Raw genomic sequence first — 10,043 nt, 5'->3', positions numbered from 1 at the left:
GATCACCCGTTCTACTGGATCTCCGTTCTCATGTCTCTGGTTCAGCCGAACACCTTGACGCAACCGCCAGCCGTCCTAACTTCCCGGCATTGGGGTTAACCCTGGGTTTTCCCCTATTTATGCGGGGAAGACGCCACAGCGCGGAAACCTAAAAGTAGGGTCAAGACATGCTGAAGCGCACGATAAGTATGGCCGCGGCCGGTGCCGCGCTCGTTGTGGCGGCGGTCGCCGGTTGCGGATCGAACGCCCAGCCCATCCAGGTCAACCTGGCCGCCTCCGAAGTACTCGCGCAAGCCGCGCAGAAGACCGCGGAGATCACCAGCTACACGGTGGACGCCGTGGTGAACGTGACGCACCCGCAAGAGGGCGCCGGCAAGGTGCAGGGTCGCATGCTCTACCAGAGCAAGCCCCAGCTCGCCGCCGACGTCACGCTCGACACCGTCGACATGGGCGGGCGCAGCCTGCCGGGTGGCGTACGTGCCGTGCTGCAGGGCGACACCGTCTACGTGAAGGTGGAGGCCCTCAAGGAGCTCATGGGCGCCACCAAGCCGTGGATGAAGTTCACGCTGAGCGAGATGGGCGACTCCGCGCAGGTGAACCAGTACCTCGGCCAGATCCAGCAGTTCGATCTCGGCAACATGACCAAGCTGGTCACCGCCTCGCAGGACGTGAAGTCCGTCGGTAACGAGAGTGTCAACGGCGAGGACACGACTCACTACAGCGGCACCTTCCCCGTGGAGGCGGCCGTGCAGCAGTTGCCCGCCGACAAGCAGGAGCAGGCGCGCCAGGGCCTGGCGGAGCTGAAGGACGTCAAGTTCGACGTCTGGGTGGCCGCCGACGGGCTGCCGCGCAAGCTCGCGCTGAACGGCTCCAAGGAGGGCGCCACGCTCGACGCCACCCTGTTCTTCAAGGACTTCAACGAGGCCGTCAACATCCAGGCCCCGCCCGCTGACCAGGTGGGAGAGCTGCCCAAGGGCACGACCAACTGAGAACGATTTGGAAACTCGGCGGCCAGGACGTAGTCTGGTCGTTGCCAAAGACCGCCGGTCGTCGTCAGGTGCCTCAAAGCCTGGCGACCGAAGGTTCCACGTCAAGTGGACGGCCCGCGCAGGTGTGATGCGAGTTTCCCACATGGTTTGATCCGTGTGTGCGAGCCCCGTGCGCCCTGCGCTCGGGGCTGTTCTCATTTCAGGGCCCTTCGCCGGTGGCACATCTGGAAGGAGGCCCATGGCGAGGGCGGATAAGGCGACAGCGGTTGCCGAGCTCAAGCGTGAGTTCGAAGGCAGCGCCGCCGCCGTTCTGACCGAGTACCGCGGTCTCACCGTTGCTCAGCTCAAGGAGCTGCGCGTCTCTCTCGGTGGGAATGCGAAGTTCGCCGTGGCGAAGAACACCCTGACCAAGATCGCGGCCAACGAGGCCGGTCTTGCGGGCCTCGACAGCCTGCTCGCCGGTCCGACCGCGATCGCCTTCGTCAACGGAGACGTTGTCGAGGCAGCCAAGGGTCTGCGTGACTTCGCCAAGGCCAATCCCCTTCTGGTGATCAAGGGCGGCGTCCTCGACGGCAAGACGCTCGACGCCTCCGAGATCACCAAGCTCGCCGACCTCGAGTCCCGCGAGGTCCTCCTCGCGAAGCTTGCCGGTGCCATGAAGGCGAAGCAGAGCGCTGCCGCAGCGATGTTCGCCGCTCTGCCCACGCAGATGGCTCAGCTGGCCGACGCCCTGCGCGCCAAGCGCGACGAGGCTGGCGAGTAACACGGGGGTTGCCGCAACTACCGCGGTCCCGTTCCTAGTTTTCAGCAAGTCCTAAACGTAAGGAAACCATCATGGCGAAGCTCAGCACCGACGAGCTGCTCGACGCGTTCAAGGAGATGACCCTCCTCGAGCTGTCCGAGTTCGTGAAGCAGTTCGAAGAGGTCTTCGACGTCAAGGCCGCCGCCCCCGTCGCGGTTGCCGCCGCCCCCGCCGCCGCTGGTGGTGGCGAGGCCGCCGCCGTTGAGGAGCAGGACGAGTTCGACGTCATCCTCGAGGCCGCCGGCGACAAGAAGATCCAGGTCATCAAGGAGATCCGCGCCCTCACGTCCCTGGGCCTCAAGGAGGCCAAGGACCTGGTGGACGGCGCTCCCAAGCCGGTCTTCGACGGCAAGGTCAACAAGGAGCAGGCGGAGAAGGCCAAGGCTGCCCTCGAGGGCGCCGGCGCCACCGTGACCGTGAAGTAACTTCCCCTTCGCTTCACGCAAGAGCTCTTCGGAAAGAGGCGGATACACCCTGGTGCCGGGTGTGCCCGCCTCTTTTCGCGTTCCGGGGCCATGAGCGGCGCGCGCCGGTGCCGGTGGCTCAGAGGATTCTCACGCTCGTCTCCTCGGGTCGCCAATCGGCGTGCCCAGCGTGGTCTACCTCTGGGGTCTGGGGCCTCGGGGTGGGCCAATCCCTTCTACTCGGCGGCGGTGCAGGCCGGCAGCCAGAGCTGGAAGGCGTTCTTCTTCGGGGCTTCCGACGCCGCCGGCGCGATCACCGTCGACAAGACGCCCGCCTTGCTGTGGCCGATGGCGCTGAGCGTGCGGCTGTTCGGGCTCGACTCGTGGGCCGTCCTGGTGCCGCAGGCGCTCATGGGCGTCGGCACGGTGGCCATGGTGTACGCCTCGGTGCGCCGGCTGTTCTCCGCCTGGACGGGGCTGCCGGCCGGGGCCGCGATGGCGCTGCCTCCCGTGGCCGTGCTGATGTTCCGGTTCAACAATCCCGACGCGCTGCTGGTCCTGCTGCTGACCGTCGCCGCATACGGCGTGGTCAGGGCCCAGGAGCGCGGCCCCACGCGGTGGCTGGTGCCGGCCGGGAGCGCCATCGGGTTCGTGTTCCTGGCGAAGATGTTGCAGGCGTTCCTGGTGCTTGCCGTACTTCGTCGGCACCGGCATGGGAGGCGCCGGGCGGAGCACGGGCGGCAGCGACGACGCGGCGGAGATCGCGGCCTGGGTGCAGGAGACGTTCACCGCCGCCACGGTCGGCGGCACCACGGTCTGATCTCACCCGGTCCTGGGCGGGGCACTCCTCGGGAAACGGGAGAATCGCCGAATGATCGATTCCACTCCCCACGCCGTCCGCTTATGGATCGCCCCCCGGTCCGCGCGGTTCCTCGCCATCGTCGTCGACCTCCTCGTGTGCGGGCTGCTCACGTGGCCCATCGAGGTGGCGGTGGAGGCGGTGACAAGAGACACGGACGACCTGGTCTTCCTGATCTTCGAATTCCTCTACTTCTGGCTGCTGCACGCCCGCTACGGGCAGACGATCGGCAAACGGCTGTTCAGGATCATGGTGGTCTCGCCGGCCACGGGCCGCCCGCCGTCGCTGCGGGCGTCCGCCATCCGTGCCGGCTTCTTCGCCTTCGTCCCGATGATCCCGGTGGTGGGCTGGTTCATCGGGCTGCTCGACGGCCAGCACTTGTTCTGGGACCAGAAGAGGCGGTGTTACCACGACCTCTGCGCGAACACCGTCGTCGTGAACGTCCCCGAGAAGCCGCGTGCCTAGCCCGCCCGCACCTCGGCGATGGCGCTGGTGTCCATGTAGTCCCGGTTGTGGATGATCAGGCCGTCTCTGATCCGGATCACGGCGAGGCTGGGGACGGTGATCCGCCGGTCGCCGGCCGCGACGATCGTGTCCTGCTCCACCACCACGACCTCGGGGTCCTCCGTCCGGTGCAGCGCCAGCCGGCGTACCTCCTCGACCTCGAACGGGGTCGAGCCCCACATCTTGCGGTACCCCGCGCGGACCTCCTCCTTCCCCCGGTACGCGGGCAGCCCGCCGAACGGGAACTCGTGCAGCCCGTCCGCCGCGTAGAGCTCGGCCAGCTCGTCGGGCGACTTGTGCACCATGGCCGCGTGGTAGCCCGCGACGATCTCTTCGATGGACATGAAACGTCCCCTCATTTCGCTCAACGAGTGTTGACTCAACGAGCGTAGAGCGAAACTGCCGAGTGGGTCAACGCATGTAGAGTCGGCTCGTGGCTGACAAGGTGCTTCCGCGGGCCGAGAGGCGGCGCAGGACCGAGGGGAGGATCCTCGACGCGGCCAGGTCGCTCTTCGCCGACGTGGGATACGAGCGCGCCACCATCAGGGGCATCGCCAAGGCGGCCGGGGTCGACCCGGCCCTCGTGATGCAGTACTTCGGGAGCAAGCAGGAGCTGTTCCAGCAGGCCGTACGCGTGACACTGCCCTCCGGCGGGGACCTGGACCCGGACGAGGTCGTCGAGCACCTGCTCGGCACGCTCACCGTGAAGATGGGCGAGCTGCCGCAGAGCTCGCTGGCCATGATGCGCTCCATGCTCACCCACCCCGAGGCCGCGACGTCGGCCCGGCTGGTGCTGGGCAAGCAGATCGACCGGCTCGCCGAGACCCTGCCCGGCGACGACGCGCGGCTGCGCGCGGCGCTGATGACGCTGGTCATGCTCGGCGTGACCGTGGGCCACCAGCTCCTGGAGCTCGACGAGCTCCGGGGGGTGCCGCAGGAGGAGCTGGCCCGCCTGCTCCGCCCCGGCCTCCGCGCCCTTACTGGACAAGAAGTCTCATAACCGCCCGGTAACAAGGTCCCGGATCCGGTTCCCATTCGCCGGTACGTCGTTACGGTGAGGGCAATGTCGAAGTAAAGTTTGCGGCACGTTATCCCCTGAATACTCCCTGCGATCGGGAAGGTGGGCAGTGGGCGTCGAAGTCGTGGTCGACGGGTTGACCAAGTCGTTCGGTCGGCAGGTCATCTGGGAGGACGTCTCGCTCACGCTCCCCGCGGGCGAGATCTCGGTGCTGCTCGGCCCCTCGGGCACCGGCAAGTCGGTCTTCCTCAAGACCCTGGTGGGCCTGCTCAGGCCCGACCGCGGGCACATCTGGATCGACGGCTACGACCTGGCCAACTGCAGCGAGAGCAAGCTCTACGAGCTGCGCCGCCTCTTCGGCGTGCTGTTCCAGGACGGCGCCCTGTTCGGCTCGCTCAACCTGTTCGACAACATCGCCTTCCCGCTGCGCGAGCACACCAGGAAGAGCGAGACCCAGATCCGCCAGATCGTCATGGAGAAGATGGAGCTCGTCGGCCTGCTGGGCGCCGAGACCAAGTTGCCGGGGGAGATCTCCGGCGGCATGCGCAAGCGCGCCGGGCTGGCCAGGGCGCTGGTGCTGGACCCGGAGATCATCCTGTTCGACGAGCCCGACTCCGGCCTCGACCCGGTCCGCACCGCGCTGCTCAACCAGCTCATCGTCGACCTCAACACCGAGATCGAGGCGACGTTCCTGATCGTGACGCACGACATCAACACCGCCCGCACCGTGCCCGACAGCATCGGGATGTTGTTCCGGCGGGAGCTGGTGATGTTCGGCCCGCGCGAGATGTTGCTGTCGAGCGACGAGCCGGCGGTGCGGCAGTTCCTGAACGCCAGGAAACACGGCCCCATCGGCATGTCGGAGGAGAAGGACGTCTCCGAGCTGGAGGCCGAGGCGCAGATGGGGCACGACCCCGGGGCGCTGCCGCCGATCCCGCCGCAGCTCATGCCGACCGGCAACCGGATGCGCCGCACCCAGCAGCCGCCGGGCACCTGGCTGGCGGCCAACGGGGTGATCCCGCCGCAGGGGTCCTTCGTGGACGAGCGCGGCCGCAACTGGCTGGAGGAATATCCCCGCCTGGTCAACGCCCACCTCCACGGCATCGCCTAGCAGCTGATGGAGCCTCGTGCGTGCCACTTGGAATGCTCCCCGCGCCTGTGGTGACGGAGGTGATCGGGTGGTTCATCGTCAGCGCCATGCCCGCCGCGCTCGTCGCCATCCCCTTCGGCGCCGTGCCGGCCATGCGCACCGGCAACCTGATCCGCCAGTTCGGGGGCCAGTCGTTCACCGGCGCGACGGCCGTGCTCGGCGTCGTGCGCGAGGTCGGTCCGTGGTGGCTGCGCTGGTGATCGCGGGTGCTGCGGGCGGCGCGTGGGCCGCGTCGAGGAGATCATGCCGGCGGGTACGAGGGCCCGGGTCGCCTCTCCGTACGTGAGCGCGACCTGGAGACGGTCGTGACCGAGCTGGACGAGGCGTTCGGCGCGCTGCTCGGACAGGCTGAGAAGGTGCTTCCCGAGACCGCGGCGGTCTGAGTCAGGGAAAGGCCGTGCTGGGCGCTCAGCGGGCTTCTGGGGGCCATCTGAAGGGCATTTGCGGGAGATCTGGCGGCCTTGACCGATTCCTTCCGGAAGGGTTCCCGCGACCTGCCGAACGTGCTCGCCCGCGGCCTCGACCTCGACGGGCCGCCGCCGTACCGCCGCGGGTACAAGCGCGCACGCGGGCGCCACCCGCAGGACGTGACCCCCGGGACCTGCTGCGGGGAGCCCCGCGACGGCGGGACCGGAGTGCGCGGGCCCGCAACCGCGCCGCCTGCCCAACCGGCTCCGTCGAATCGCGGACTTCGGGAGTGGCTGTCGCGTTATGATCCGGCAGCGACCAGCCGGGAGAGGGGTGAGCAGACGTGGCAGGACTCGCTGTTCGGCCCGCTCGCATCCTGATCGCGGCGCTCAGCGGGGTGCTGGCGGCGCTCGTCGGCACCGGCACGTGGATCGCCGCCCAGGCGCGCGACGAGCAGGGCAGGGCAGGCGACAAGCAGGCTGCGCTCCTGGCCGCGGGGACCCACGCGAAGAACCTGGTCTCGCTCGACTACCGGACCGTCGACACCGATCTGCGGCGCATCCTCGACACCTCCACCGGGGTGGCGAAGACCGAGTACACGACCAACGCCGGCAAGCTCAAGTCCACCACCGTCGAGAACAAGGTCGTCCAGCACGGCGTGCTGCGCGCGACAGGGCTGGTCTCGATGACGGGGACCACGGCGAAGGTGCTGGTCGTGGCCGATGTGGAGATCCGCTGGGACGGCTCCAAGAGCCCGCCCGAGGACCGCTACTACCGATGGCAGATGGACGTGAGCAAGGTCGGCGGTCTCTGGCTGGTGTCGAAGGTGGTGCAGGTGCAGTGAGGATCTTCACGATCGCGCTGCTCGGCATCCTCGTCGTGGTGGCGGGGGTGCTGGTGCCGACCATGTGGTTCAACCTGCGGGACCTGCGCGACGCCGACGCGGCCGGGGTGGAGGCCGTGGCCGCGGCCAAGAAGGTCGCGCCCGACCTGCTCTCGTACGACTACCGGACGGTCGAGGAGGACCTGGCGCGGGCCGCGACGTTCACCACGGGAGAGCTGACCAAGCACTACAAGGAGCTGAGCACGACCCTGGCGTCCAGGGCCAGGGAGCAGAAGATCGTGCAGACCGTGTCCATCGCGGGGGCCGGGGTCGAGCGCGCCGAGCCCGACCGGGTAGAGGTTCTGCTCTTCGTGAACACTGGTACGGTCAAGGAGATCCCCGGTAAAGAAGGGTTGAGGAACGAGTTCTCCTACAACCGGGCCAGGTTCGTCATGGTGCGGCAAGACTCGCGCTGGCTGGTGGCGGCCCTGTCCACTCTCCTGGGGACCGCCGGGGGGCCCTGAGATCACGGGCGTGCCGCTTCCTTCAATTGTTACCAAAAATCAGGTTTAGCGAAGGCCTTGATAGGGGTAACCCAGTCACAGCTACACCGGTTGTCGGCATGGGTTCGCCCCCCGGTGTGACAGAGCGTTAACCGCCCCCGTTCGCGGGTATCGTCTTGGGCCTGGCGGTAGGCGATCAGTCACACAGGGGAGAAAACCCAGCGTCCGGGCCCTGAGTCGGCTAAAAGTCGGGCTCGCGGGCTTGACGTTTCCGCCTGAACGGGCGATGCTGCGACCAACGTGGAGCATGCAGCGAGGGCGAAGTGGACAGGCGTGTGCCGTTCGGCTACACTGCCCCTTTGCGCTGCCCTTTGACGACCCGCGATGCTTGCTCACGTTGCGAGGTTGTCTGGCGTGCGTGTAGTCAGTCCGCCGCGAGCCCTCGGAAGGACATCTGTTGGCAGCCTCGCGCAACGCCTCCGCCGTACCCGCTGGTCCCCGTCGCGTCTCTTTCGCGCGTATCCAGGAGCCTCTCGAAGTTCCTGACCTTCTCGCCCTGCAGACCGAGTCCTTCGACTGGTTGCTCGGCAACGAGAAGTGGAAGGCCCGGGTAGAGGCGGCTCGCCAGGCCGGGCGCAAGGACGTCCCGACCCAGTCGGGTCTCGAAGAGATCTTCGAAGAGATCAGTCCTATCGAGGACTTCTCGGGGACTATGTCCTTGTCGTTCCGCGATCACCGGTTCGAGCCGCCGAAGTACTCCGTAGATGAGTGCAAAGAGAAGGACATGACCTTCTCCGCCCCGATGTTCGTGACGGCGGAGTTCATCAATAACACCACCGGTGAGATCAAGAGCCAGACGGTGTTCATGGGCGATTTCCCGCTCATGACGCCGAAGGGCACGTTCATCATCAACGGCACCGAGCGTGTCGTGGTTTCGCAGCTGGTCCGTTCGCCCGGCGTCTACTTCGAACGCAATGTCGACAAGACGTCCGACAAGGACCTCTACGGCTGCAAGGTCATCCCGTCCAGGGGTGCCTGGCTCGAGTTCGAGATCGACAAGCGCGACAGCGTCGGTGTGCGCATCGACCGCAAGCGCAAGCAGGCCGTCACCGTGCTTCTCAAGGCACTGGGATGGACCAACGAGCAGATCCTCGAGCGCTTCGGCCAGTACGAGTCGATGCGGGCCACCCTGGAGAAGGACCACACGGCCGGCCAGGATGACGCTCTGCTCGACATCTACCGCAAGCTGCGGCCCGGTGAGCCGCCGACCAAGGAGTCGGCGCAGACCCTGCTGGAGAACCTCTACTTCAACCCCAAGCGGTACGACCTCGCCAAGGTGGGCCGCTACAAGATCAACAAGAAGCTGGGCGTCGACGCCGAGATCACGCTGGGCACCCTGACCGAGGACGACATCGTCGCCACGATCGAGTACATCGTCCGCCTGCACGCGGGCGAGGAGTCGATGCCGGGTGCCAACGACCGTGAGGTCATCGTCGAGGTCGACGACATCGACCACTTCGGCAACCGCCGCCTGCGCAGTGTCGGCGAGCTCATCCAGAACCAGGTCCGCCTGGGCCTGGCCCGGATGGAGCGCGTCGTCCGCGAGCGGATGACCACGCAGGACGTCGAGGCGATCACGCCGCAGACCCTGATCAACATCCGCCCGGTCGTGGCGTCGATCAAGGAGTTCTTCGGCACCTCGCAGCTGTCGCAGTTCATGGACCAGACCAACCCGCTGGCCGGCCTGACGCACAAGCGGCGTCTGTCCGCGCTGGGCCCCGGTGGTCTGTCCCGTGAGCGGGCCGGCTTCGAGGTCCGTGACGTGCACCCGTCCCACTACGGCCGGATGTGCCCGATCGAGACCCCTGAAGGCCCGAACATCGGCCTGATCGGCTCGCTGGCCTCCTACGGCCGGATCAACGCGTTCGGCTTCGTGGAGACGCCCTACCGCAAGGTCGTCGACGGCAAGGTCACCGAGCACATCGACTACCTCACCGCCGACGAGGAAGACCGCTACGTCAAGGCGCAGGCCAACACGGTGCTCAACGCCGACGGGTCGTTCGCCGAGTCGCGCGTCCTGGTCCGCACCAAGGGCGGTGAGACCGAGCTCGCCCGTGCCGAGGAGGTCGACTACATCGACGTGTCGCCGCGCCAGATGGTGTCGGTGGCCACCGCGATGATCCCCTTCCTCGAGCACGACGACGCCAACCGCGCGCTCATGGGCTCCAACATGCAGCGCCAGTCGGTGCCGCTGCTCAAGAGCGAGGCGCCGCTGGTCGGCACCGGCATGGAATACCGTGCCGCGACCGATGCCGGTGACGTGATCAGCGCCGAGAAGGCCGGTGTGGTGGAGGAGGTCTCCGCCGACTACATCACCGTGATGAACGACGACGGCACCCGGACGACCTACCGGGTCGCCAAGTTCAAGCGGTCCAACCAGGGCACCTCGTTCAACCAGAAGCCGATCGTGGCCGAGGGCGACCGGGTGGAGGTCAACCAGGTCATCGCCGACGGTCCGTGCACCGACAACGGCGAGATGGCGCTGGGCAAGAACCTGCTCGTGGCGTTCATGCCGTGGGAGGG

Annotated in this window: 13 protein-coding genes and 1 pseudogene; 13 read left to right on the top strand and 1 reads right to left on the bottom strand. The window is 67.2% G+C overall.

Going from position 1 to position 10,043, the window contains the following annotated elements:
* The first annotated feature begins 167 nt into the window (after positions 1 to 167).
* The 6 genes and pseudogenes from AB0J69_RS60760 (at position 168) to AB0J69_RS60735 (ending at position 3,519) form a co-directional block, all read left to right on the top strand.
* On the top strand, positions 168 to 989 hold the full coding sequence (locus AB0J69_RS60760) for an LppX_LprAFG lipoprotein (RefSeq protein ID WP_364138255.1): 822 nt from the start codon (positions 168 to 170) through the stop codon (positions 987 to 989).
* Positions 990 to 1,227: 238 nt separating this feature from the next.
* A complete protein-coding gene (gene rplJ / locus AB0J69_RS60755; RefSeq protein ID WP_364138252.1) occupies positions 1,228 to 1,752 on the top strand; it encodes a 50S ribosomal protein L10 in 525 nt (174 codons plus the stop codon).
* Between the two features lie 71 nt (positions 1,753 to 1,823).
* Positions 1,824 to 2,216: a 50S ribosomal protein L7/L12 gene (gene rplL / locus AB0J69_RS60750; protein WP_185070580.1), complete on the top strand. Its 393-nt coding sequence runs from the start codon at positions 1,824 to 1,826 to the stop codon at positions 2,214 to 2,216.
* Positions 2,217 to 2,306: 90 nt separating this feature from the next.
* A pseudogene (locus tag AB0J69_RS60745) lies at positions 2,307 to 2,834 on the top strand (glycosyltransferase family 39 protein); the annotation flags it as partial.
* A gap of 49 nt (positions 2,835 to 2,883) precedes the next feature.
* Entirely contained in the window at positions 2,884 to 3,015 is a 132-nt protein-coding gene (locus AB0J69_RS60740) for a hypothetical protein (RefSeq protein ID WP_364138249.1), read from the top strand.
* Positions 3,016 to 3,066: 51 nt separating this feature from the next.
* Positions 3,067 to 3,519, top strand: a complete 453-nt coding sequence (locus AB0J69_RS60735) for an RDD family protein (RefSeq protein ID WP_364138246.1) — start codon at positions 3,067 to 3,069, stop codon at positions 3,517 to 3,519.
* Here AB0J69_RS60735 and AB0J69_RS60730 read toward each other — a convergent pair.
* Positions 3,516 to 3,902: a nuclear transport factor 2 family protein gene (locus tag AB0J69_RS60730; RefSeq protein ID WP_364138243.1), complete on the bottom strand. Its 387-nt coding sequence runs from the start codon at positions 3,900 to 3,902 to the stop codon at positions 3,516 to 3,518. The two genes, AB0J69_RS60735 and AB0J69_RS60730, sit on opposite strands and share 4 nt — an antisense overlap.
* 89 nt (positions 3,903 to 3,991) lie before the next feature.
* On the opposite strand from AB0J69_RS60730, the gene AB0J69_RS60725 reads away from it, so the two are divergent.
* The 7 genes from AB0J69_RS60725 to AB0J69_RS60695 form a co-directional block, all read left to right on the top strand.
* The gene (locus AB0J69_RS60725; protein ID WP_364138240.1) at positions 3,992 to 4,558 is read left to right on the top strand and encodes a TetR family transcriptional regulator; all 567 of its coding nucleotides are present in this window, start codon (positions 3,992 to 3,994) and stop codon (positions 4,556 to 4,558) included.
* 127 nt (positions 4,559 to 4,685) lie between these two features.
* On the top strand, positions 4,686 to 5,687 hold the full coding sequence (locus tag AB0J69_RS60720; protein ID WP_364138237.1) for an ABC transporter ATP-binding protein: 1,002 nt from the start codon (positions 4,686 to 4,688) through the stop codon (positions 5,685 to 5,687).
* A 20-nt stretch (positions 5,688 to 5,707) separates the two neighbouring features.
* Positions 5,708 to 5,926 (top strand): ABC transporter permease, encoded by a 219-nt coding sequence (locus AB0J69_RS60715; RefSeq protein ID WP_364138235.1) that lies wholly within the window; start codon positions 5,708 to 5,710, stop codon positions 5,924 to 5,926.
* 6 nt (positions 5,927 to 5,932) lie between these two features.
* Positions 5,933 to 6,109, top strand: coding sequence for a hypothetical protein (locus tag AB0J69_RS60710; protein ID WP_364138232.1), 177 nt, complete (start codon positions 5,933 to 5,935; stop codon positions 6,107 to 6,109).
* A gap of 368 nt (positions 6,110 to 6,477) precedes the next feature.
* A complete protein-coding gene (locus tag AB0J69_RS60705; protein ID WP_364138229.1) occupies positions 6,478 to 6,978 on the top strand; it encodes a hypothetical protein in 501 nt (166 codons plus the stop codon).
* Positions 6,975 to 7,481, top strand: coding sequence for a hypothetical protein (locus AB0J69_RS60700; protein WP_364138226.1), 507 nt, complete (start codon positions 6,975 to 6,977; stop codon positions 7,479 to 7,481). The genes AB0J69_RS60705 and AB0J69_RS60700 overlap by 4 nt, the downstream gene beginning before the upstream one ends.
* Before the next feature lie 436 nt (positions 7,482 to 7,917).
* The coding region (locus AB0J69_RS60695; RefSeq protein WP_364138223.1) for a DNA-directed RNA polymerase subunit beta at positions 7,918 to 10,043 on the top strand (2,126 nt) is incomplete at its 3' end.

Origin of the sequence: Nonomuraea sp. NPDC049709 (assembly GCF_040674815.1) — a bacterium.
GTDB lineage: Bacteria > Actinomycetota > Actinomycetes > Streptosporangiales > Streptosporangiaceae > Nonomuraea.
Note: the sequence above shows the minus strand (reverse complement) of the source record. Positions and strands in the feature narration are given on the sequence as shown.

Excerpts from the sequence above, each read along its gene's own strand:
- rplJ (WP_364138252.1), top strand. The coding sequence starts at position 1,228 with ATGGCGAGGGCGGATAAGGCGACAGCGGTTGCCGAGCTCAAGCGTGAG.
- AB0J69_RS60760 (WP_364138255.1), top strand. The coding sequence starts at position 168 with ATGCTGAAGCGCACGATAAGTATGGCCGCGGCCGGTGCCGCGCTCGTT.
- rplL (WP_185070580.1), top strand. The coding sequence starts at position 1,824 with ATGGCGAAGCTCAGCACCGACGAGCTGCTCGACGCGTTCAAGGAGATG.
- AB0J69_RS60730 (WP_364138243.1), bottom strand. The coding sequence starts at position 3,902 with ATGTCCATCGAAGAGATCGTCGCGGGCTACCACGCGGCCATGGTGCAC.
- AB0J69_RS60735 (WP_364138246.1), top strand. The coding sequence starts at position 3,067 with ATGATCGATTCCACTCCCCACGCCGTCCGCTTATGGATCGCCCCCCGG.